The 24147-nt window shown below is 31.4% G+C and carries 19 protein-coding genes; 9 read left to right on the forward strand and 10 right to left on the reverse strand.

Annotation, left to right across the window (positions count from 1 at the left end):
* Positions 1-26: 26 nt before the first annotated feature.
* Positions 27-437, forward strand: a complete 411-nt coding sequence (gene mscL / locus P2G10_RS01950) for a large-conductance mechanosensitive channel protein MscL (protein ID WP_275315001.1) — start codon at positions 27-29, stop codon at positions 435-437.
* A gap of 57 nt (positions 438-494) precedes the next feature.
* Here mscL and P2G10_RS01955 read toward each other — a convergent pair whose 3' ends face one another.
* On the reverse strand, positions 495-1085 hold the full coding sequence (locus P2G10_RS01955; RefSeq protein WP_275315002.1) for a carboxymuconolactone decarboxylase family protein: 591 nt from the start codon (positions 1083-1085) through the stop codon (positions 495-497).
* A 108-nt stretch (positions 1086-1193) separates the two neighbouring features.
* On the opposite strand from P2G10_RS01955, the gene P2G10_RS01960 reads away from it, so the two are divergent.
* The 3 genes from P2G10_RS01960 (at position 1194) to P2G10_RS01970 (ending at position 3820) form a co-directional block, all read left to right on the forward strand.
* Complete coding sequence (locus P2G10_RS01960) at positions 1194-1619, forward strand: OsmC family protein (RefSeq protein ID WP_275315003.1); 426 nt, start codon at positions 1194-1196, stop codon at positions 1617-1619.
* A gap of 114 nt (positions 1620-1733) precedes the next feature.
* Positions 1734-3419 (forward strand): single-stranded-DNA-specific exonuclease RecJ, encoded by a 1686-nt coding sequence (gene recJ, locus P2G10_RS01965; protein ID WP_275315004.1) that lies wholly within the window; start codon positions 1734-1736, stop codon positions 3417-3419.
* A gap of 56 nt (positions 3420-3475) precedes the next feature.
* Positions 3476-3820: a hypothetical protein gene (locus P2G10_RS01970; protein WP_275315005.1), complete on the forward strand. Its 345-nt coding sequence runs from the start codon at positions 3476-3478 to the stop codon at positions 3818-3820.
* Between the two features lie 9 nt (positions 3821-3829).
* Here P2G10_RS01970 and P2G10_RS01975 read toward each other — a convergent pair whose 3' ends face one another.
* On the reverse strand, positions 3830-4876 hold the full coding sequence (locus P2G10_RS01975; protein ID WP_275315006.1) for an endonuclease/exonuclease/phosphatase family protein: 1047 nt from the start codon (positions 4874-4876) through the stop codon (positions 3830-3832).
* Between the two features lie 153 nt (positions 4877-5029).
* Here P2G10_RS01975 and P2G10_RS01980 point away from each other — a divergent pair, with 153 nt between their 5' ends.
* From P2G10_RS01980 to P2G10_RS02000, 5 genes are all read left to right on the forward strand, one after another.
* Entirely contained in the window at positions 5030-7813 is a 2784-nt protein-coding gene (locus tag P2G10_RS01980) for a TonB-dependent receptor (RefSeq protein ID WP_275315007.1), read from the forward strand.
* A 12-nt stretch (positions 7814-7825) separates the two neighbouring features.
* On the forward strand, positions 7826-9787 hold the full coding sequence (locus P2G10_RS01985) for a DUF5689 domain-containing protein (RefSeq protein WP_275315008.1): 1962 nt from the start codon (positions 7826-7828) through the stop codon (positions 9785-9787).
* Between the two features lie 73 nt (positions 9788-9860).
* Positions 9861-10745, forward strand: coding sequence for a metallophosphoesterase (locus P2G10_RS01990; RefSeq protein WP_275315009.1), 885 nt, complete (start codon positions 9861-9863; stop codon positions 10743-10745).
* Positions 10746-10980: 235 nt separating this feature from the next.
* Positions 10981-12183 carry a porin gene (locus tag P2G10_RS01995; protein ID WP_275315010.1) on the forward strand — a complete coding sequence of 401 codons (1203 nt, stop codon included), beginning with the start codon at positions 10981-10983 and terminating at the stop codon, positions 12181-12183.
* 73 nt (positions 12184-12256) lie between these two features.
* The gene (locus tag P2G10_RS02000; protein ID WP_275315011.1) at positions 12257-14506 is read left to right on the forward strand and encodes an inorganic phosphate transporter; all 2250 of its coding nucleotides are present in this window, start codon (positions 12257-12259) and stop codon (positions 14504-14506) included.
* Between the two features lie 65 nt (positions 14507-14571).
* On the opposite strand, the gene P2G10_RS02005 is transcribed toward P2G10_RS02000, so the two are convergent.
* The 8 genes from P2G10_RS02005 to P2G10_RS02040 form a co-directional block, all read right to left on the reverse strand.
* Entirely contained in the window at positions 14572-15438 is an 867-nt protein-coding gene (locus P2G10_RS02005; RefSeq protein WP_218771662.1) for an acyl-CoA thioesterase, read from the reverse strand.
* A 14-nt stretch (positions 15439-15452) separates the two neighbouring features.
* Positions 15453-16643 carry a GNAT family N-acetyltransferase gene (locus P2G10_RS02010; protein WP_275315012.1) on the reverse strand — a complete coding sequence of 397 codons (1191 nt, stop codon included), beginning with the start codon at positions 16641-16643 and terminating at the stop codon, positions 15453-15455.
* Positions 16644-16692: 49 nt separating this feature from the next.
* Entirely contained in the window at positions 16693-17652 is a 960-nt protein-coding gene (locus P2G10_RS02015; RefSeq protein WP_218771664.1) for a hypothetical protein, read from the reverse strand.
* A 104-nt stretch (positions 17653-17756) separates the two neighbouring features.
* A complete protein-coding gene (locus P2G10_RS02020) occupies positions 17757-21077 on the reverse strand; it encodes a leucine--tRNA ligase (protein WP_275315013.1) in 3321 nt (1106 codons plus the stop codon).
* A gap of 147 nt (positions 21078-21224) precedes the next feature.
* A complete protein-coding gene (locus tag P2G10_RS02025; RefSeq protein ID WP_218771666.1) occupies positions 21225-21650 on the reverse strand; it encodes a hypothetical protein in 426 nt (141 codons plus the stop codon).
* Between the two features lie 76 nt (positions 21651-21726).
* Positions 21727-22269, reverse strand: a complete 543-nt coding sequence (locus P2G10_RS02030) for a DUF2911 domain-containing protein (RefSeq protein WP_275315014.1) — start codon at positions 22267-22269, stop codon at positions 21727-21729.
* 131 nt (positions 22270-22400) lie between these two features.
* Positions 22401-23441, reverse strand: coding sequence for a transporter (locus P2G10_RS02035; RefSeq protein WP_275315015.1), 1041 nt, complete (start codon positions 23439-23441; stop codon positions 22401-22403).
* Positions 23442-23524: 83 nt separating this feature from the next.
* The gene (locus P2G10_RS02040) at positions 23525-23842 is read right to left on the reverse strand and encodes a hypothetical protein (protein ID WP_275315016.1); all 318 of its coding nucleotides are present in this window, start codon (positions 23840-23842) and stop codon (positions 23525-23527) included.
* Positions 23843-24147 lie beyond the last annotated feature (305 nt).

Genomic DNA, 24147 nt, shown 5'->3' on the forward strand with positions numbered 1-24147 from the left:
TCAATTAACTATTAAAACTCAAAAATATGGGAATGCTTAAAGAATTTAAAGAGTTTGCAATGAAAGGTAACTTAGTCGACATTGCTGTTGGTTTTGTTATGGGTGCAGCTTTTAAACAAGTAGTAACTTCTTTTACTGGCGGTATAGTATCTCCTTTAATTGGCTTATTATTTAATGCCGATTTTAAAGATTTAAAATACATTGCTAAAGAAGGTATAGCAGACGAAGCCGGAAAAATAACAGGTCAAGTTGCTATTTTATATGGTGAGTTTCTAACCAATGTTATCGACTTTATTATCGTAGCTTTTGTAATGTTTATGGTGGTAAAAGCGATAAACGCAATGAAAAAGAAGGAAGAACCAACTCCTGCTGCTCCAAAAGGACCGAGTCAGGAAGATTTATTAGGCGAAATTAGAGATTTGCTAAAAAACAAATAACAGCTAATTACAAATACAAAAAATCCGGTAAAATTAAATTTACCGGATTTTTTTATTTTAAATGTGTTTCCCTTTTTCCCAACCATGTTTTCCTAAATATTGATCTCCGCTTTCTACGGCTCCTTCTTCGATCGAAGTTCCCATAGAGTCGTTCCACCTATTTAAATATCCGAAGAGAGAAATAACACCTAACATTTCTACAATCTCTCCTTCATCCCAATATTTATACAATTCGGTTTTTATCTTATCATCAACCATATTCGGAACCATAGAAGCAGCTAATGAAAAATCTAACGCAGCTCGTTCTGCTTCAGAAAAAGCAGTGTGTGTTTTATATTCCCAAATATTATCTAACTGCTCTTGTTCTGCCCCGTAACGTTCAGCAGCTCTAATAGCATGCGCTTGGCAATACCTACAACCTGTAGCGTTACTAGAAACCCAAGCAATCATTCTTTTTAAAGCTGATGTTACCTTGCCTTCATTTGCCATAACTGCTTTATTTAAGTTGATAAAAGCTTTTGAAATGGCAGGACGTCTTTGCATTGTTAAAACCGAATTCGGACAAAACCCAAGTGTTTCATTAAAAAATTCGGCTAATTCTTTTGTTTCTTTATCATGATCGGCAGATAATGGTGTTACTAATGGCATATGTTTTATTTTTTGATGATTTTTTACTGTAGTTTTGTAAAAGAGCGCAACATCTCGTTGCTTCTTTTTTAAATTTGCATACGCAATAAACAAAAAAATAATCAAATTATGGCATCACATACAGTTACAACAGTTTGGAAAGAAAATATGCAATTCGAAACTGATAATCCAAGCGGACACAAAGTTTTAATTGATACTTCTGAAGAAAACGGAGGAAACAATTCTGGTTTAGGACCAAAGGCAATGATGTTATCTTCGTTAGCAGGTTGCTCTGGCTTAGATGTAGTTTCTTTACTAAATAAAATGAGAACTTCTGTCGCCGATTTTAAAATGGACGTTACTGGCGAGTTAACAGAAGAACATCCTAAGTATTATAATAAAGTTTCGGTTGATTATCATTTTTACGGAACAGATTTAGATGAAGAAAAAATTAATAAAGCAGTAAAATTATCAGTAGATAAATATTGTGGTGTTATGGAAATGTTTAGAAAATTTGCGGAGATAAAAACTACAAATCACTTTCATAAGCAATAAATATTCGCTTTAATTTATAATCTTTACGTGATTCTGAATTTATTTCATAATCAAATACTTACAATAAACAACTGAGGATTAATTCATGTAATCCTTTCGTTTTAAATTAAAAATATGCGTTGGACTTTAAAACCAGCACCCGATTCTAAAAAAGTAAATCAATTAGCTAAAGAATTATCTGTCGATAAAACTTTGGCTAAAATTCTTGTGCAACGAAATATTGACACTTTTGATAAAGCAAAACAGTTTTTTAGACCTTCATTAAACGATTTACACGATCCGTTCTTAATGAAAGACATGCAAATAGCGGTTGAACGAATTGAAAAAGCAATTGCCAACAACGAAAATATTTTAGTTTTTGGCGATTATGATGTTGACGGAACCACTGCCGTTTCTTTAATGTCGTCTTATTTAAAAACAATTCACCCAAATATTGCCACTTATATTCCCGATAGATACGCCGAAGGTTATGGTGTTTCCTACATGGGAATTGACTTTGCACAAGACAATGATTTCTCGTTAATTATTGCTTTAGATTGCGGAATAAAAGCTATCGATAAGGTTGCGTATGCGTCTAAAAAAAATATCGATTTTATTATTTGTGATCACCATAAACCAGGAGTAGAACTTCCAAAAGCTGTTGCCATTTTAAATCCGAAGCAAGTAGATTGTTCGTATCCGTATGATGAATTATGTGGTTGCGGAGTTGGTTTTAAATTGATTCAAGCATTGGCATCAAAAAGAAATCAAACTATTGATGATTTAGTAGGTTATTTAGATTTGGTAGCCACCGCAATTGCAGCAGATATCGTTCCGATGACGGGCGAAAACAGAACGCTAGCTTATTGGGGTTTGCAGGTAATTAATTCGCAGCCAAGAAACGGAATTAAAGCAATTATTCATCAATTAGATAAAAAAGTATTAACCATTACCGATGTTGTTTTTATTATCGCTCCGCGGATAAATGCTGCGGGTAGAATGAAGCACGGTAATCATGCTGTTGAACTCTTAACTGAAATGGATTTTGAGGCTGCTGTTGATTTTGCCTCCTCTATAGAAAAATACAATTCAGACAGAAAAGAACTCGATAAAAAAATTACGCAAGAAGCCTTACTTCAAATTGAAAAAAACGAAGAAACTGAAAAATTTACTTCTGTTGTTTTTGATGAAAGTTGGCACAAAGGTGTTATCGGGATTGTAGCTTCTCGCTTAATAGAAACTTATTACAGACCAACCTTAGTTTTTACTAAAAGTGGCGATAAATTAGCTGCTTCTGCTAGATCGGTAAAAGGGTTTGATGTATATAATGCGCTAGAACAATGTGCGGAGTTTATTGAACAATTTGGTGGCCATAAATATGCCGCGGGCTTAACTTTATTGCCCGAACAATATGAAGGTTTTAAAAATAAATTTGAAGAAGTAGTTGCAGCAACTATCGATAAAGATTTATTGATTCCTGAAATTAGTATCGATGCTGAATTAGATTTATCTGAAATTTCTCCAAAATTTTATAGAATATTACAGCAAATGGCGCCTTTTGGTCCGTTAAATATGAAACCTACTTTTTCAACCTCATCAGTTAGAGATAATGGCTACGGAAAACAAGTTGGAGCAGATAAAACACATTTAAAACTAAATATTATTTACGGTTCAGATAAAAGAACATACAATGCTATTGGTTTTAATTTAGGTAAAAAATTAGCTGTTGTTCAGAATGAATTTGATATTGTTTATGCATTAGATGAAAATACTTGGAACGGTAATACTACAATTCAATTAATGCTAAAAGATTTAAAATAATTTATTTAGAATTATTCTAAATAAATTATATATTTGTTTCCATAATACGATTGAATATGGAAAATATTATTAAAATATACGACAACAAAATTGGTGTTTCATTTTGCTGGAAAGACACAAGTACTAATTTAATTCAGATTATATTTCGAGATACAGGCTTTCATTTAAATGAAAACGAAATTGAAAGTTTTTTAGAGAAAGTAGTTGATTCAAAAAGTCAAAAAAATTGCCCTACCTGCATCGAAGGAGAAAATTGCAAATCTATTTTATTACAAACACCCTCTAACAAAGTAAGCATGGCTGTATCAATGGTAGAATTATCTCAAATAGATGATTTACTTAAGGGAACGTTGTTTCAAATACGCATGAACAACTATCTAGATGATTTGTGTAAAAATTAAAACTATTTTTTAATTTAATTTTTCTTTTATCAAATACATATAAACGGGATAATGATCGCTATAACCACCCGTATATTTTCCGTAAGAGAAACTACGAAAAGGGTATCCTTTATAGCGTCCTTTTTTCTCGGTTAAAAACTGTTTATTAAAAATTGCTGCTTTAAACATTTTAAAAGAAGAATACTCTTTTTTCCCTTTATCTAACAACGATGAAGTTATTACAATTTGGTCAAACAAATTAATATTATCACGATACATTAAAGTATTAAATCCGCGACGAAACATGTTTTCATACGGGTTGTAAAGATCATCTTTTGTAACATCACTCTTTTTCGCTTTAGTTTTTAAAACCGTTTTAAAACTCGAATTTATAGGATCATCATTAAAATCACCAAGAACTAATATCTTCGGGTTCGGATCGTTTTCTTTAATGTTTTTAATAATCTGAGTTACTTTATAAGCTGCTTTTTCTCGTAATGGTCTACTTTTTTTCTCACCGCCTCTTCGCGATGGCCAATGATTTACGATTACATGAATTAATTCATCATCTAAATAACCAGAAACCCATAAGATATCTCGCGTATACACCTTTTTATTTTCCTTATAGATATTCGGGTTAAATACTTCGAAGTGAATTGGTTTAAAATATTTTTTTTGATATAATAAAGCAACATCAATACCTCTTTTATCAGGAGAATCGAAATGGATAATTCCGTAATCTTTGTTTTTTAATTTATCAGTATCTATTAAATCTTCTAATACTTTTTTATTCTCAACTTCAGCAACACCAATAATAGCGGGACTCGTTTTTGTTTTTTCTGAACCAAGTTGTGATATAACATCAGATAATTTTTCTAATTTATCTTTATATACTTCCTCCCTGTTTTCTTTAATTTCCATCATCGGGCTGGCTTCATCATTCTTCTCAACATCATCAACGGTGTCAAAAAGATTTTCAAGATTATAAAAACCAATCGTCCTTATTTTATATGTTTTTTGTGCATATGAAGATGCTGTAATAAGTACTATAAATATAAGAGTTGCTACTTTTTTCATTTTACAATATTTGTTGGTAAAAGTAAAACAAATTCTATACCTAAAAATAGTATCCGAAGAAAAAAAACCTAAATATTGATTTAAAATAAAAACATTAACTTTATATAAAATGCTATAATAAAGATAGTTACCCTATTTTTTAACTAAAATTCTATGAAAAAAATCACAATAACAATGTTGTTGGTGCTTTGTAGTTTGTTTGCTATGAATGCTCAAAACAATGTAAAAGGAACCGTAATTAATAGTAACTCAGAAGAACCCCTAAAAAATGTTTTAGTAAATGTAAAAGGTATTAATACTTATAGTTCAACCAATGTTACTGGCACTTTTTTATTAAATAACCTACCTGAAGGAAAGCAAGTTGTAATTGTTTCCTTAAAAGGATTTGTAACTCAAAGTTTCCCTGTTAATCTGGCTGGGTCTACCATCGATTTAGGCACTATATTAATGTATGAAGCCATTTCTGAATACCAAGACTTAAGTATTATTACGCTTACTGATGATGAACTAAATGATGAATCTAACAGTGCTGATAATATTTCTGGCTTGCTACAATCATCGAAAGACACCTATTTACGTGCTGCAGCTTTTGAATGGAGTTCCTCCTTTTACAGAATTAAAGGACTGGATTCTGATAACGGAAAAATACTAATTAACGGAATTGAAATGAACAAGCTCTACAACGGTCGTCCACAATGGAGTAATTGGGGTGGTTTAAATGACGCTTTAAGAAATCAGGAGTTTAGTAACGGTTTAGCACCTTCTAATTTTACTTTTGGAGGAGTTTTAGGAGCTACAAATATGAATACGCGTGCTTCGGAATATAGAAAAGGGGCAAGAGTATCCTATGTTTCATCTAACAGGAGTTACTCTCACCGTTTAATGGCGATGTATGCAACTGGACTCATAAAAAACGGTTGGGCGTTTACAGGTTCTGTAAGTAAAAGGTATGCCGATGAAGGTTTTACAGAAGGGGCTTCTTATAATGCATTCTCGATGTTTCTCTCTATTGAAAAACAACTTAACGAAAAACATAGCTTAAATATTACCGCTATTAAAGCTGAAAATAATAGAGGTAAATCTGCCGCAAATACCCAAGAAGTTTATGATATTAAGGGAATTAAATACAATCCTTATTGGGGATATCAAAATGGAAAAATCAGAAATTCCCGTATAAAAAGAGTCGACGAACCCATAATTATGTTAAATCATTATTGGAATATAAGTGATAAAACTACTTTAAATACAGGTATTACTTATCAGTTTGGTGAAATAGGTAATAGTAGAATTGATTTTAATGGCGGTAGTGATCCTAGCCCAACTTATTACAGAAAATTGCCTAATTTTTTTCTAAACGATTCCTACGGTCCCGATTATGAAAATGCCTATAAAGCCTTAACCAATTTTCAAAACGACGGACAATTAAATTGGCTCGATTTATATATCGCTAATGAAAATAGAGGCGACAATGGTTTGTTTGTTTTATATGAAGATCGTAATGACGATAAACAAATAAGTATGAACACTATTTTAAATTCTCAGTTAACCGAAAACATTACTTTAAGTGGTAATTTAGAGTACAAAACATTGGCTTCAGAAAATTTTGCTAGTGTAATAGATTTATTGGGCGCTACTGGCTATTTAGATATTAATAAGTTTGGTAATCCGCTTGAAGATGATTTTCAAAACGATTTATTAAATCCTAATAGCATCGCAAAAAAAGGAGATCGATTTAAATATAACTACAAATTAACATCGAGTGTTTACGGTGGTTTTGCGCAATTATTATTTAAGTACAATAAAATAGATTACCACATTAGTGCTTCTGTAAATAACACCACACACCAAAGAGAAGGCCTCTATAAAAACGGAATTTTCCCTGGTGATGATTCTAATTCTGAAATACCTAATTCTTTTGGGAAATCTAAAAAATTATCCTTTTTAGGTTATGGCGTTAAAGGAGGACTAACCTATAAAGTTACCGGTCGGCATTTAATCGATTTTAACGCAGGCTATATTAGCAAAGCGCCTTTTATTCGTAATTCTTTTGCCAACTCAAGATCTAACAACTTAACTGTTGCTGATGTAAGTAGCTTATTGAATGAAAAAATGATGTCTTTTGATGCTAGCTATATTTTAAGAACACCTTTTGTAATGGCAAAATTATCAGGGTATTTCACAAAAATACAAGATGCTACAGATATTGCTTTTTATTTTACGGGTGCAGACAACCTTTTTATCCAAGAAATTGTAACAGGAATCGCTAAAAAACACTTTGGTGCAGAATTAGGTATCGAAGCACAAGTATTATCTACATTTAAATTAAAAGCTGCAGCTAACGTCGGGCAATATACGTATGATAATAATCCTAATATATCATTGGCTTCAGAAATTAGTACCGAATCTAATAATGCTGGATTTGATGAAAGAGGAATAAAAGATTACGGCACAGCAAATCTTAAAAATTATAAAATAGCTTCAGGACCACAAACAGCCTATTCCTTTGGTTTTGAATATCGAGATCCTGATTATTGGTTTGTAAGTGTAACGGGAAATTATTTAGACAATGCTTATGTTGATCCTTCCCCTATAAAAAGAACAACTTCTTTTATTTCTGATGATGGCCAGCTTTTCCCAAATTTCGATCCCGATGTAGCGCGACAATTATTAACTCAAGAAAAATTTGATGGTTATTTCACCTTAAATGCTATTGGCGGTAAAACCTGGCGGATTGGCAAAAACAAATACATAGGCTTCTTTGCTAGTGCAAGTAATTTACTTAATAAAGAATATAAAACTGGAGGATACGAGCAAGGACGAACTGCTAATTACGGATTAGAAAGTGAAGATAACGCAAACGGAACTCCAAATTTTGGCAGTAAATATTGGTACGCTAGAGGTGCTACCTATTTCTTAAACGTTAATTATAGATTCTAAAAAACATTGAAAATGAAAAATATATTTAAATTCGGAGCAATACTTTTTATCTTCTTCTCTTTTTATGCATGTGTAGAAGATGGCGATTTTACGATCCCTACATTGGGAGACGATAAAGAATATACAACTATAAAATCGTTAACAGAAATTGCTGATTTATACCAAGGCAGCTTAGTTGATTTTGAAGAAGGCATTACAACCTTCGGATATGTGGTTTCTAATGATAAAGAAGGTAATTTTTATAAAAGTATTATTATTCAAGACTCACCAGAAAATCCATCCATAGGATTTGAAGTTTTAATAGATGATTTTAACTTAAATGCAAGATATACTGTAGGTCGAAAAATTTTCATCAAATTAAAAGGCTTGTTTTTAAACAGAAAGAACGGAGCTTATCAAATCGGCGCTCAAAACACTTTTCGAAATGGCGTTACTCAAATCGGGCCAAACGATTATGTTTATTTTATTGATAGGTCTTCTGAAATTGCAACTGTTATTCCAACCGAATTAAAAACAACTCAATTAACAGACGCACATATTAATACCTTAATAAAAATTAACAACCTACAATCAGAAACACAAGGATTAACCTACGCGAATTCTTCTAATACCGATCCTGTAGATAGAATTTTTACTAGCTGTGATTCTTTCGAAACAATAACATTAACAACAAGTGGTTTTGCTGATTTTAAAGCGTTGCCTATTCCAGATAAAAAAGGAAGCATAACTGCTATTTTAAGTAAATTAGAAAATGATTATCAACTATTTATTAGAGGTACAAATGATGTTGATTTAACAGAAGAATATGGCTGTTATCAAAATCCAACAGAAACATCTTTAACTGATATTAAAGCGTTGTTTACTGGAAGTGAAACTACGATTACTCAAAATTCAAAAATAAAAGTAATTGTTACTTCCGATCTCTCTAAAGGAAACATTTCTAATCAAAATGCTTTTGTACAGGACAATTCGGCCGGCATATCGTTAAACTTTAGCGATACACACAATTTAAACTTAGGGGATGAAATAGAAATTGCAGTAGGCGGATTAAAGCTAAATGAAAATAACGGATTACTACAATTAAACTTAGCTAGTTCAAATATATTAACTACTGTAAGTGGCACTTTACCTACACCTGAAATAATTAGTTTTTCTCAAGCATTATCGGGCGACTACGAAAGCAAATTGGTGCAAATTGAAGACGTTCAGTTTAAAGATATTACAAAAGTGTATGTTGGTGCCAATACGTTAACCTCGGATTGTGCGAATGAACTAAAAATACTTCCCGTTAAACCAGAAGCTATATTTTCTAACGACCAAGTAAGCGATAAAAAAGGAACAATTACAGGTGTTATGACACAAGCAAACGGAGTTTATCTATACATTAGAGATGAAACTGATGTAAACTTTACTGAAACCTATGCTTGTACTCCTACCGGCGGAGGTGGTTCTGGCAATGATTTGTTTTTTTCTGAATATGCAGAAGGTTCTAGTAATAATAAGTACATAGAAATATATAACGGAACTGGTGTATCGGTAGATTTATCAACTTATAAAATTGAGTTGTATGGTAACGGTGCTGTTACAGCTACTAGAAATTTAGATTTAAGTACACTTCCAAATACAACTTTAGCTAACGGCGAAATATTGGTCATATATAATGCTAGCGCGAATGATGTTATTAAAAATGAAGGTGATTTTGCCTCTGGTGTTATTTTTTTTAATGGTGATGATGCTATTGCACTATTAAAAAATGATATGATAATAGATGTTGTTGGTAAAATTGGTGAAGATCCCGGAGTTGGTTGGGAAGTTGCAGGTACTACTGAAGCAACTAAAGATCATACCTTAATTAGAAAATCAGCCATTATAAAAGGAAATACCGATTGGACAGTAAGCGTAGGTACAAATACTTCTAATTCGGAATGGGAAGTTAAAGACAAAGATGATTTTTCATCCGTAGGAAATCGATAAATTATTTCTTTATGAAGAACCGAGTTTTATGAGCTCGGTTTTTTTACGCATATTTACCCTATAAATAGCATATATGTCGTCAAACAGCAGAATTACTAGGGCTTTTAATCAAGCTAAAAAACTACTTTTAAATCAGGATTCTAAATATATCTTATTTTCCGATTGTCATAGAGGAGACAATAGCTTTGCTGATGATTTTTCTCACAACCGCAAGGTTTTTCATTATGCTTTGTCACAGTATTTAGAAAAAGACTTTACTTATATCGAACTAGGTGATGGAGATGAATTATGGGAAAACAAATTTGTAAATATTTTTAAGGCTAATAAAGACGTGTATCTTCTTTTAAAGCAATTTCATGATAAAAATCGACTACATTTAATATGGGGAAATCACGATATGGATTATCGAAACCCAAAAAAAGTATGTAAAAACTTAAATTACTATTATGATGTTACCGATGGTAAAGAAAAAGAGTTCATGATAAATATTTCTTTTTCTGAAGCGATTAAATTAGAGCAAGAAAACGGGAAATCTATTTTTCTTTTACACGGCCATCAAGCAGATTGGTTTAATTACACTTTTTGGAAATTAAGTAGGTTTTTAGTGAGAATTTTATGGCGTCCGTTACAACTAATAGGCATAGATGATCCAACAAGTCCTGCTCAAAATTTTAAAGAGTTTATAAAAGTCGAAAGCCGTCTTGAAAAGTGGATAAAAGCAAATAAAAATCAAATGATGGTTACAGGTCATACACATCGACCAAGGTTTCCTTCTGAAAACGAATTACCTCACTTTAATGATGGTAGCTGTGTGCATCCTCGCTGCATTACAGGTCTTGAAATACAAAGTAATGAAATTACTCTTATTAAATGGCACGTTGTTACAAAGGAAGATGGAACAATGCGAATTACTCGTACTATCTTAGAAGGACCAAAACCTCTGTCTTTATTTATTTAAGTTTATATAACAGTTTATTAAAACGTTCTTAATATTAAAATAAACATCAATGAATACTTTTGATAAATATTATCATGAGAAGTAAAGCCATTAGATAACTATTAGTTTTTGTCAACTATTTTATTAGGCTAACTGCCTCTTTACGAGGCAGTTTTTCTAACTTAACATCCTATTAACAATAAATTAACATTAGTGTTGGTTATTTGCAGCGACAAAAACTAATAAATAACAACTAATGAATCTTAAAACTGCACTTACAATTGTAAGTATGTCTGTGCTATCCTATACATACGCACAGCAAACAAATGCTCCTAAATTCGGTAAAGGATTATTTAACTTAGTAGGACAAGACAGTACTTGGGCTATGAATATTAGCGCTAGAATGCAATTTTTAGGTACTCACCAATGGGATTCTAATAGTGACGGGCTTTCTAACCCAGAAACTTCATTTTTAGTACGAAGAGCTCGTTTAAAATTTAGCGGTTTTGCGTATTCTCCTAAATTAAAATACAAATTAGAACTAGGCTTAACGAATAGAGATATTGGTGGTGCTTCAGAATTTACAAACAATGCTCCTAGGTATATTTTAGATGCCGTTATAAAATGGAATTTTCACGAAAACTTCGAATTATGGGTAGGGCAAACTAAACTACCAGGAAACAGAGAACGAGTAATTTCTTCAGGTAACCTTCAAATGGTAGATAGATCTTTATTGAATAGTAGATTTAATATCGATAGAGATATGGGCTTACAATTAAGACACCATTTTAATATATCTGATAATTTTATTGTTCGTGAAGCTTTATCAATTGCGCAAGGTGAAGGAAGAAATGTAACTACAGGAAATCTTGGAGGTCACGAATATACAGCCCGAATAGAATTTTTACCTTTTGGTAACTTTACAAGTAAGGGTGATTATAAGGGAAGTGATTTAAAAAAGGAACAAACACCAAAATTAGCCATTGGTACTAGTTATGATTTTAACAATAATGCTGTTAAAAACAGAAGTAATCAGGGTTCTTACATGAAAAATGATACTGGCTTTTATCAAACAAATATTACCACCCTTTTTGTAGACGCGATGTTTAAATATAAAGGATTTTCTTTTATGGTAGAATACGCATATAGAGATGCTAAAGACCCTATCGCAAAAAATTCTGATGGAACTTTAACAGGAGACGTTGTGCAAGTTGGTAACGGATTAAACCTACAAACAGGTTATTTATTAGGTAAAAGCTGGGAAGTTTCTGGCCGTTTTACAAACATCAACTTAGATAAAGAAATAACAAATAAATCAAGAGAAAATCAATACACTTTAGGATTATCAAAATACATTGTGGGGCATAAATTAAAAGTACAAACCGATGTAAGTTACTTAGAATTAGTTGGTGGCACTAATGAATTAATGTATCGTTTGCAAGTTGATATTCACTTTTAAAAAAAATAACGTAAACCTAACATGAACACTAGAATAGTGTTTGTAGATTTGCAAAAAATTAAAAAACAATAAAATGGGAGATCCATATATTTTAATGCTTGTTGCCTTAGCTATTTTAGCTGTTGTAGATTTAGTTGTTGGTGTTAGTAATGACGCTGTTAACTTCTTAAACTCGGCTATTGGTTCTAAAGCAATTAAGGTTAGAAACATTATGATTATTGCGAGTGTAGGTGTGTTCTTTGGAGCCATTACCTCTAGTGGAATGATGGAAGTTGCGCGTAAAGGTATTTTTAATCCAAATATGTTTATGTTTCAAGACATCATGTTCATATTTATGGCAGTAATGATTACTGATATTTTATTATTAGATATCTTTAACTCATTAGGTATGCCAACCTCTACCACAGTTTCAATTGTATTTGAATTATTAGGAGCTGCTGTTTGTATCTCTTTAATTAAGATCTCTTCTAGTGATACGCAATCAATTTCAGATATTTGGAATTATATTAATCATAAAAAAGCAATTCAAATTATAAACGGAATACTACTCTCTGTAGTAGTTGCGTTCTCTGTAGGTGCACTCGTTCAGTTTGTATCTAGATTAATTTATTCTTTTAATTTCGAAAAAAGAGCTACTTATATCAATGCTTTATTTGGTGGCTTTGCTATTACAGCAATTACATATTTTATTATTATAAAAGGAATGAAAGGAACTCCTTTTTATAAAGATATTAAACACTTAATTGAAGGAAATACATTATTAATTATTGCAGGTAGTTTTGTTGCTTGGAGTTTAATTTCTCAAGTATTAATAAGTGTTTTTAAAGTAAATGTTTTAAAATTAATTATTGGGGTTGGTACATTCTCTTTAGCAATGGCCTTTTCTGGTAACGATTTAGTAAATTTTGTTGGTGTACCAATTGCTGCATGGAATTCTTACCAAGCATGGGAAGTATCAGGTGTTTCTGCCGATGCTTTTTCTATGGGTATTTTAGCTAAAAAGGTACCTTCAAATGTTTATTTATTATTATTCGCAGGTGCTATTATGGTAGTTACCTTATGGACTTCTAGTAAAGCCCAGAACGTAATTAAAACAGGTATTGATTTATCTAGACAAGGTGAAGGACATGAAAAATTTCAACCAAATCCTTTATCTAGAATCGTAGTAAGAACTGCCATGGGAATTAATGTTGGTATTCGTAAAGTTTTCCCTGCAAAAACATTGGCTTTTGTAGATGCTAAATTTCAGAAACCTGTAATTGAATTACCAAAAGACAAAACCTATGAAATGCCTGCTTTCGATTTAGTAAGAGCAGCCGTTAACTTAATTGTTGCTGGTATCTTAATATCTATTGCAACATCTATGAAATTGCCTTTATCAACAACTTATGTAACGTTTATGGTTGCTATGGGTACCTCTTTAGCAGATAGAGCTTGGGGACGTGAAAGCGCTGTTTATAGAGTAGCTGGTGTAATTAATGTTATTGGTGGATGGTTTTTAACTGCCTTAACGGCATTTTTAGCTTCTGCAGTAGTAGCTTACTTAATTAGCTTTAACATGGTTATGATTCCTGTTTTATTATTAGTGGTTGCACTTTTAATAGGAAGAAATACATTAATCCATAGAAAAAAATCAAAAGAAGTTAAAAAACAAATGCATTTCGAAAGAGCTGAATTAATTACGATTAATGGAGTTATTGAAGAAAGTGCAGATCATATTGCAGAAGTTGCAACGCGTGTAAATAAATTATACACAAGTGTTGTTAACGATTTAGCTAATCATGATTTAAATAAATTACGTAAAACAGATAAACACGTAGGAAAGTTAAATGATGAAATTGACGGCTTAAAAGATGGCGTTTTCTACTTTATTAAATCTTTAGATGATACTTCGGTACAAGCAAGTAGATTTTATATTTTAGTTTTAGGATACTTACAAGATGTAGCACAATCTATTAGTTATATATCTAGAGCAAGTTTTAAGCACGTAAATAACAATCATAAGAATTTAAAGAAAGGTCAGTTAAAAGATTTAAAACATATTGACAACACACTTTCTAAATTGTTAGATGATATTAGTAGTACTTTCGAAAACAGAAGTTTTGATAATTTAACACCTATTATTAACGAAAAGAAAGAGTTATTAAAAGATGTTGCTACTTCTATCGAAAAACAAGTTGCTCGTATTAGAACAGACGAAACAAGCCCTAAAAACACTACTTTATACTTTAGTGTACTAATTGAAACACAAGATTTAGTTTCGGCTCTTATGAGTTTACTAGAAACTTATGAAGAGTTTCATATAAGTAGTAAAAATGCGTAACATTACTTAACAAAACAAAACCCCAAGTGAAATTCACTTGGGGTTTTTTATTTATAATAATTAATTTACTTTTTCATTGGGCGCATTAATCCTTCTTGTGCTACTGAAGCTATTAACTTACCTTCTCTCGTATAAATATTACCACAAGCAAAGCCACGTGCACCAAAGGTATTCGGGCTCTCTATAGAGAATAACATCCAATCGTTAAAATCAAAATCACGGTAAAACCACATTGAGTGATCTAAACTTGCCATTTGAGTATTGCCAAAATTAGCAACGCTCGCATTTGGATTTAAACAGGCTGTTAAAATATTGTAATCAGATATATACGTAAGAATTTGCTGTTTTAACGCTAAAGATAAATCAACAGGATCACCTTTTAGTCGAAACCATACATCTACAAACGGTTGTACATCCTTTTTTTCTAGAGGATTTACAATTTCAACAGGTTTAAACTCTATTGGTCGCTCCACACTTAAAAAAGCTTTTAACTTTTTAGGTAAAAAATCGCCAAACTGAACTAACATATCCGTCCAACTAAATAACTCTTCTGGTTGTTTTATATGCTTTTTAATAGGTATTTGATGCTCATGTCCTTCCTCTTCCTTATGAAAAGAACACGATAAAATAAAAATATTTTTATCATTTTGATGCGCCGTTACTCTACGCGTAGAAAAACTACCTCCGTCACGAATAACCTGTACATTATAGGTTATGGGCAAATCTAAATCTCCTGCTTCTAAAAAATAAGAATGTAACGAGTGTAAAATTCTATTGTTTGATATAGTTCTATAAGCTGCATTTAAAGATTGCGCTAAAACTTGACCTCCAAATACATTCGGACTTCCAATATCTTTACTAACGCCGTTAAAGTTATTATTACCTAAATCTTCTAAGGTTAGTATGTTTAATAATTCTTGAGTATTTTTCATTATTACAAATTAACTTATGCTATTAATTTTTTATTTTTAAACGGATGTTTTTGTTTGAACTCTGATGGTTGAATTCGCTTTAAAAACAAACTTAAAATACGGTTTGGTATTGTCTTCTTATGACGCAAATAAATAGTTAAACTTTCTGGAATGGCACCAACCGAACTTTTTATTTCACTCGCTGTTCTTCCGAAATTTATTGTTTTTACTTTCTTTTGTATCCCTAAAGCTATATAATCATATAACATACGCTGATATATTGCGTACTCTCTATTGTGTACATAATCTATACCTACAAAATGAGCATCTAACGATTCTTGATTAAAAATACCTGATAAAAAACCTACCAACTTATCTTCTAACCAATATGCTTTTAAAAAATAAGCATCCCCTAAATTATCTTTCAACGATTTATAGGTTTGTAAATTAAAATCCCCTAAATTAAAACTCGATTTTGCTGATACAGTTTTGTAAAGAGCTGTCATTTCTGGCAATAAATCTTTAAGTCTACTCGCTGTAATATTCTCTACCTGTAAGACTGCACTAAGCTTTAGAGCTTTTCTTGCTTTTACTCTAAACTTTGTTTTTAAAGCAGCTAAATAATCATCTAAACTATACCAATCACTCTCTAAATGTAACACCATATTAGGTTCTACATTAAATGAATTATAACCTTCTTCATAAAGTTTATTGGTTATGAATAATGATTCATTTTCAAAATCTTTTAACATAAATGCATCTACATCATTTATCGAATTCGATAAATCCACTACAGCTTTAGCAATTCTAGCTAAAATTAACTTCTTATTTTGATTTTTACTGATAAAAATTCCATGTTCGCCACTAACAAAAGTGTTTCCACAAGTAAGTACTTTAAACACTTTTTCTGGTGTTATAACTCGTAGTTTTCTTCCCAAACACTTTACCCATTCTACAACAGATTGCATTTCATTCTGAACACTATCTAAATAAAAATCGACTATTTGAATTGTTGCCAAAGCAATTGCTTCATCATTATCATTAAACAAAACAATATAAGCGAATTGTATTTTCGGATTATTTTGTTGCAATGCTTTTAAATACTGCGGATGGAAATACAAATTATGTGTACAATTTAACTGTTGCCAAACATCATTTGATATTTCACTAACCGTATTAAAATATGTAACCTTTAAAGTATGTTTATTGCAAGATGAAAAAACCAAATTCCCTTTTATTTTGGGTCTAAATTACTAAAAGTTTATGTAAACGTAATTATACAACTCCGTTATTCCAAACTGGCACTTTTAATATTTTACTTATTTTCATCATATCACTTAAAATATACATCTTATCTCCATGGTTTAGTAAATTGAATCGATCTCCTTTATTTGTTATCAAATTTAACTCATATGAAAAATATCCGCTTGAAGAACTGCCTCCCGACGAAAACTTTTCTAATACCTGCAAAGCATATACTTGCTGATATTGCAAAGTTTCACCGCCAATAATAATTTTTCTTTTTCGAACATGTATAAATACTTTAGGAGAAAACACAAATAATAAAACCAACCCTATTAATAAAAAAGGTCCTCCAGAAGTAAAAAACAACTTTCCTCCTTTCATAAAAGTAAGAGGAATATCATAAACTTGATAGTATTCGTAAAATGAAATTACTACATAATTTAAGCCCATTAAGAAAAAACTCCAAGCAAATACTTTGGTTAACGAGCTAGCCGTTATTTTGTAACCTTGTGCTGTTTTTTTTAAAACTTCGCTTGCAAAATTACTCGCAGAATTCTCTAGAGCTCCCCAAGATATTTTTTGCCCAATTACATCAGTTGTTGGATCTTCAAAAACAAAATCTACTTGTTTATTTTTTGGTGAAGTTTTCTTTTTATTAGATATATAATTTGTTGCAACCATACCAACACCCATAAATACTAAAACAACAAGCATTCCACCTGTTTTATAGAACATAAATTTCTCACCACCATAAACCTTTGTATGAATTGGCACTGTGATTTCTAATTTTTGAAGTAAATGTTTCCCTTTTGAGCTTAGTTTTTCTGATTGCTTTAAAGAATCTAAAGTATGAATATCTTTTTGAAGTGTAATCTGGTGATTATTATATCGCTCATAGTTTTTTTCAATTTCTGGTATTACCACAAAAAACACAACACCGAAAGGAATTAATAAAAAAAGCCAGAAGCTTTTAAAAGGTAATTTTTTCATATTCTTTTTATTACAAATTTGCGTTTTTTTTTGATTTTTAACCAAAAAAACACCCTTATTTATTTACAATAAACAAGGGTATTAATTATATAATTGATAAAAAACTATCCTACAATATTAATAATTTTTCCTGGTACAATAATTACCTTTTTAGGCTCTTGCCCTTTTAATTGTGCAATTGTACGTTCATCTGCCATTACTATTTTTTCGATTTCATCTTTACTTAAATCTAAAGACAACTCTAGCGTAAAACGCATTTTTCCGTTAAAAGAAACTGGGTACGTTTTAGAACTTTCTACTAAATGAGAAGCTTCAAACTTAGGGAAATCAATAGTTGCTATTGAACCTTCATGTCCTAACTGACTCCATAACTCTTCTGCGATATGCGGTGCATACGGTGAAATTAATGCTAATAAAGGCTCTAAAATTGCACGTTTATTACACTTTAAAGCAGTTAATTCATTTACTGCAATCATAAAGGTAGAAACCGATGTGTTAAATGAGAAATTCTCAATATCTTCTTCTACTTTTTTAATTGTTTTATGTAAAACTTTTAACTCCTCTTTCGTTGGTTCAGCATCAGTAACAAGTACTCCTTCTTCGCCAATATATAATTTCCATAATTTCTTTAAGAAAGAATATACGCCTGAAATACCTGAAGTTTTCCAAGGTTTTGTTTGTTCTAAAGGCCCTAAAAACATTTCGAATAAACGCAATGCATCTGCACCAAATTCTTCACAAATTAAATCTGGATTAACAACATTGTATTTAGATTTAGACATTTTCTCAACCTCTCTATGACACACAAATTGTTTGTCTCTTCCAAAAACAAACTCTGCTGTTTCAAATTCGCTTCTCCAAGCTTTTAACTTCTCTATATTTACGTTTACATCTCCTTCAAGCGTGCTTACATCAATATGAATAGGTCTGTAAGATAAAGTACCTTCGTTTTCTTCAGTAAGACCTGCTTCTCTTAATTTTTTATCTAAACGAGTCCATAACTTATCGTCTGCGGCTATTTCTTGTATTTGATTTTCTCCTTGAAAATAATCAGATGATATATATAAGTTATTCTTTTTTCCGTCAAACAATGCTTCATAAACAAGTGCTGAAGTTCCTAAAATCATTCCTTGGTTGATTAGCTTTTTTGCAAACTCATCAACAGGAACAACTCCTTTATCAAATAAGAATTTTTGCCAAAAACGAGCATATAGTAAGTGCCCTGTTGCATGCTCAGAACCACCAATATATAAATCTACTTGTTGCCAATAATCAGCAGCTTCTTTGCTTACAAATTCACCGTCGTTAGTAGCATCCATATAACGGTTAAAATACCATGAGCTACCTGCCCAACCTGGCATTGTATTTAGCTCTAACGGATATACTGTTTTATTTTTTAACTTATCATTCGATACAACTTTCTTTGCGCGAGAATCCCAAGCCCATTCTGTAGCGTTTCCTAAAGGCGGTTTCCCATCTTCTGTAGGTAAATACTTTTCTACTTCTGGCAAAACGATTGGTAAGTGCTTAGCATCAATCATTTGTGGCATTCCGTCTTTATAATACACCGGAAAAGGTTCTCCCCAATAACGCTGACGGCTAAATACTGCATCGCGTAAACGGTAGTTTATTTTACCAAAACCAAAACCTTTTTGTTCCATTTCATAAATCGCTAATTTCATCGCTTTTTTGTACGATAAACCATTTAAGAAATCAGAATTTGCAATTTTAGTTCCTTCTTTATCTGCATGTGCAGCTTCAGAAATATCTACATTCTCAAAAACATTAGGAATCTCTAATTCGAATTTCTTTGCGAAATCATAATCACGCTGATCTCCACAAGGAACCGCCATAACAGCACCTGTACCGTAGTTTGCTAACACGTAATCTCCAATCCAAATTGGTATTTGTTTTCCGGTAAACGGATGTAAAGCATACGCACCTGTAAAAACTCCTGAAATTGTTTTTACATCTGCCATTCGTTCTCTTTCAGAACGTTTTGCAGTTGCTTTAATATAATCGTAAACCGCTTTTTGTTGCCCTTCGCTTGTAATTTTAGCTACTAATTCGTGCTCTGGAGCTAGGGTCATAAATGAGACTCCGTAAATAGTATCAGGTCTCGTTGTAAAAACATCGATTTTATAATCGTTTGCTATTGCTGTTTCTACTACCTCAACAGTTGTTTTTTCTATAGGTTTTGCAAACTGAATCGTGTTATTAATTTTAGATACCGCACCTAAAACATTTTCTAACACCTCATCATTTGTAAAACGCACTACATGAAATCCTTCACTTGTAAAATAAGCATCTCTTTTTGCTTCGTCTTCTTTACCAGAAAACTCCACAATTATATTTTTTGCTAAGCATACATAATCTACTAAAAATGTACCAATGGTATATTTTTTCCTGAATTTTGCAGCTCCTTTTTTATTTTTTAATTCATTCCAAAGTACTTCTTCAGCCTTCGAAAGGTTTAAACGCATTTCTTTTAACGCCTCTAGCTCTTTATAAGATAAACGTACGCCAGCTTCTGGAGCTTCTAAAGCATCTACCTTAAAAGTTACCATAGCTCCTTGCGAACGACCAATCCAATTTGTTTGGCTATCTTTTAAAGGTTGCGGCCAATCAATTGTTTCTAATCCGTCTAACAAACGTTGTGCATATGCAGAAATTCGCATAGACCATTGGGTCATTTTCTTACGCTCTACAGGGTGACCACCGCGTTCTGAAACTCCATTTATTATCTCGTCGTTTGCTAATACCGTTCCTAATTCAGGACACCAGTTTACTTCGGTATCCGACAAATAGGTTAAACGATATTGTAACAAAATTGCTTCTTGTTCTGTTGTTGAAAAGGCTTTCCATTCATCTGCAGAAAAAATAGTAATATCTTCTTCTGAAACAGCATTTACAGTTGCATTTCCTGATTTTTTAAATACCGAAATTAATGTTTTAACATCTTCTGCTTTATCAGAATCTTTGTTGTACCAAGAGTTAAAAAGCTGAATAAAAACCCACTGTGTCCACTTATAATATTCTGGATTAGAAGTACGTACTTCACGAGACCAATCGAAAGAAAAACCAATAGTATCTAACTGTCTTCTATATGTTGTAATATTTTCTTCAGTAGTTTTTGCAGGATGTTGTCCTGTTTGAATTGCATATTGTTCTGCTGGTAAACCAAAAGAATCATACCCTTGTGGATGCAATACATTAAATCCTTTATGACGCTTGTAACGTGCATAAATATCTGATGCAATATATCCTAAAGGATGCCCAACATGTAAACCTGCTCCTGACGGATAAGGGAACATATCTAAGACATAGTATTTAGGTTTCTCCGATTCATTACTGGCTTTAAATGTTTGGTTGTCTGCCCAAAATTGTTGCCATTTCTTTTCTATCTCTTGATGATTATATTGCATTTTGTCTCTTTTTAAGAAGTTGCAAATTTACGGTTATTTTAAATACTATTTTTATTTCTTTTTATCTATAAAAATGGAGTTTATTAAAAACAAAATAGGCTTAGAAATCATATGATTTCTAAGCCTATTTATGAGAAATATTTTTATTTATTTTAAACAATCCTTATAATTAGAATTTCTTTTATATAAGGTATCAGCTAATTCATCATCTTTAAAGAATTTAATAATATTATTATCACATGAAAACTCTACATTATAAGTGTAAACATTCCCAAAATAAAAATCCATGGTTAACAAATTTTCTTCAGCCATATAATTCGCAGAAGATGTTGTGCTTCCTTCATGCCAAACACCTTCACTTTTGTAGGAATTAAATCGTTTCCCTTTAGAAAACGTATACATTACATTTGGCTCATTATCTCCATTTTCACTGAGCCATTCGCCACTTTCTAAGAATTCTATTTTTTCTTGAATCGATAATTCATCTGGCATATTTTCTGAAGAGTCATTGCAACTCACCAATAAACCGATTACCATTAAAACTACAATAAAAATGTTTAATTTACTTTTCATAGAATTTATATTTAAACTTAATTATAAACTTAATGAATTTCAATAGATTACACAAAAATATTAATTTTTAAAAGAATTATCCTTTAACTGGTACAGACACAATTATGTCTCCCCAACCTATAAACATTGTAGCGTCATTATCTTTACCATCAAAAGCAATTGAAAAAGCTTCAATCGATTTTTCTGATTTAGATTTTGATGCCATTACGCGAACCACATCTTCACCTTCGTTATAAAAGTAAGAACCCCATACATTTTTAGCTGTGCTTAAAATAACTGTCCATTCTTTATCTCCTGGCATTGTAAATAATGTATAAGTTCCTGCTTTTACATCTTTTCCTCCAAATTTTACATCTTTATAAAACGTAATTTCTGGCGCTTCATTTGCACCTGTTCTCCACACTTTTCCTGCAGGAGCTAACTTAGCCACATTTCTTCCTTTTAATTGTGGACGACTATATGTTATTTTCACTAATTTATCTGATACTCTATAGCTACTTGGGTATGATGCAGCATCCATAGGGCTTTTATCTAACCCTTTAAATTCTTGCGCCATTGCTTCTGTAGAGAATAATACAGCGACCATTAACATTGCTAATACTAAAATTCTTTTTTTCATTTTTTACTTAATTTTAAGTTAGTTTATCTTTTATTAGTCATCAAAACTACAAATCCTTACATAAAGTTACTATTAATAATAGTACATAAATTCTAAAATACCAAAGGTATTCGTAGTTACAGTATCTAAAATTACATTGAATACTGTAAACCTAAAGTGATTGTTTGTTTTTGCTCTAACTGAATTCCGTTTAAATCTTGATAAATTGGCAATGCATATTCAGCACCAAAACGAACATTTCTTAAAGATCCTTTAAAAGCATAAATATTAAAACCTAATCCAGTATTTATATAATTACCCCCTGAATTTTCAGTATTTGCTGTAGTAACCATCATAGGTGTTAAATTTGGATTTTCACCATTTGTTTTAGCTACAGATAAGATTTCCATTCGTACCGAAATACTAAGCCAATCGGTTGTTTTTACTGCAAACCAAGAATTTAAACTGTAACGGTTTCCTAAAGAATAATCGTATTCATTGCTGCCAAAACGATACGTAGCTTTTAATTGAGAACCCCAAGAAACATGATTAGTTTGACCTAAATATGTCAAACCTAAATCCATATCATAAGTTCCGCTACCAACTTGCATTGGATAAGGCAATATTATTTCATTTGGAGAAGACATTGGTGTTTGATCTGTAGCTTCTAAATTTCCTGTTGGAATAGAAAAATTTACCAAACCATGTAAAGATTGACGGTTCTTGTTAATGAATTTATATAAGACTCCTAATTTTACATCTCCAAAACCAGATGATGCTGTTGAAAATTTAGTTTTCATCCCCATCATTCTCATCTGTAAATCCATATCATTAGTAATATAGTTTGCCATGGCCATTAAAGTTATTTTATCCGTTGGCGCATACATAATACCTAACATATGCATGTTCATTGGCATACTTAAAGGTGTTACCATATAACCAGCATCATGAGCTGCATCATTAGTAATAGTAGTACCATTTTGCTCTAATCCTTTCATGTACATATTCATGTATCGGTAAGAAAACATTAAATCTCCTTTCTTATGATAATGATCTCCCATTACACTAATTGGGGCATGCCCATCTGGTCTACTAGATTTCCACTCGTTATTTTGTGATGTTATTTTTTGCGCGTTTACTACTTGAAATAAGAACATAAAAATTCCTATAAAGATGATTTTTGATAATTTCATCAGTTTATTTTTTTTAAAATTTTACACTATTGTTTTATACAGTTTAGTTTTAAACTGTATTCTTAATTATCTGTATGTAAAATTTAAAAATTTGGTGGATGAAAAATAGCTATTGAAAATAGGAAAGAATAATTTTTTGTATAAAAATATGTTTTTTTTACATATTTATTATAGCTGTTTTTTGCGTTTACAGAAAGTAACTCTACAAAACCAATTGGATAATCTTTTATAACAATACTTAATGATTTAAAATCATCTTCTTGTTGCTGTTCTATCTTTTGCATTAATTGACATTTACCATTACATTGAAGCGCTGGTTTGTCTTTATTAATACATAATACTTTTGATATATAATCATAATTTACGGCATACTCAACAAACGGTGCAATTGGCCTAAGCATAGCAACCATGTAAAGTAGAATAAAAAAATAAACGCTTATTTTTTGCAGCAAAACTTATTCTTAAAATAGATGAGACAAAGATAGCTTAACTATCTTTTTTAAAGAAAAAAATCACATTAAATATTATTTTAATTTATTCTAAATAAAGTATTATATTTGCATCGAATTACACAAGTTATGATCATATTTTATATTGAAAATAAAAAGGCGATTCCTGTTGTTTCGATGCAACAAGAAGCTGTATGCTCTTCTGTTTGCACATCAAATTGTATAAAACCAAAAAATAAGTGTTGTAATAAATACCA

Origin of the sequence: Tenacibaculum bernardetii, from assembly GCF_029125915.1 — a bacterium.
Taxonomy (GTDB): Bacteria; Bacteroidota; Bacteroidia; order Flavobacteriales; family Flavobacteriaceae; genus Polaribacter; species Polaribacter bernardetii.

Bases quoted from the DNA above. Each gene is read 5' to 3' on its own strand.
- mscL (WP_275315001.1), top strand. From the start codon at position 27: ATGGGAATGCTTAAAGAATTTAAAGAGTTTGCAATGAAAGGTAACTTA.
- P2G10_RS01955 (WP_275315002.1), bottom strand. From the start codon at position 1,085: ATGCCATTAGTAACACCATTATCTGCCGATCATGATAAAGAAACAAAA.
- P2G10_RS01960 (WP_275315003.1), top strand. From the start codon at position 1,194: ATGGCATCACATACAGTTACAACAGTTTGGAAAGAAAATATGCAATTC.
- recJ (WP_275315004.1), top strand. From the start codon at position 1,734: ATGCGTTGGACTTTAAAACCAGCACCCGATTCTAAAAAAGTAAATCAA.
- P2G10_RS01970 (WP_275315005.1), top strand. From the start codon at position 3,476: ATGGAAAATATTATTAAAATATACGACAACAAAATTGGTGTTTCATTT.
- P2G10_RS01975 (WP_275315006.1), bottom strand. From the start codon at position 4,876: ATGAAAAAAGTAGCAACTCTTATATTTATAGTACTTATTACAGCATCT.
- P2G10_RS01980 (WP_275315007.1), top strand. From the start codon at position 5,030: ATGAAAAAAATCACAATAACAATGTTGTTGGTGCTTTGTAGTTTGTTT.
- P2G10_RS01985 (WP_275315008.1), top strand. From the start codon at position 7,826: ATGAAAAATATATTTAAATTCGGAGCAATACTTTTTATCTTCTTCTCT.
- P2G10_RS01990 (WP_275315009.1), top strand. From the start codon at position 9,861: ATGTCGTCAAACAGCAGAATTACTAGGGCTTTTAATCAAGCTAAAAAA.
- P2G10_RS01995 (WP_275315010.1), top strand. From the start codon at position 10,981: ATGAATCTTAAAACTGCACTTACAATTGTAAGTATGTCTGTGCTATCC.
- P2G10_RS02000 (WP_275315011.1), top strand. From the start codon at position 12,257: ATGGGAGATCCATATATTTTAATGCTTGTTGCCTTAGCTATTTTAGCT.
- P2G10_RS02005 (WP_218771662.1), bottom strand. From the start codon at position 15,438: ATGAAAAATACTCAAGAATTATTAAACATACTAACCTTAGAAGATTTA.
- P2G10_RS02015 (WP_218771664.1), bottom strand. From the start codon at position 17,652: ATGAAAAAATTACCTTTTAAAAGCTTCTGGCTTTTTTTATTAATTCCT.
- P2G10_RS02020 (WP_275315013.1), bottom strand. From the start codon at position 21,077: ATGCAATATAATCATCAAGAGATAGAAAAGAAATGGCAACAATTTTGG.
- P2G10_RS02025 (WP_218771666.1), bottom strand. From the start codon at position 21,650: ATGAAAAGTAAATTAAACATTTTTATTGTAGTTTTAATGGTAATCGGT.
- P2G10_RS02030 (WP_275315014.1), bottom strand. From the start codon at position 22,269: ATGAAAAAAAGAATTTTAGTATTAGCAATGTTAATGGTCGCTGTATTA.
- P2G10_RS02035 (WP_275315015.1), bottom strand. From the start codon at position 23,441: ATGAAATTATCAAAAATCATCTTTATAGGAATTTTTATGTTCTTATTT.
- P2G10_RS02040 (WP_275315016.1), bottom strand. From the start codon at position 23,842: ATGCTTAGGCCAATTGCACCGTTTGTTGAGTATGCCGTAAATTATGAT.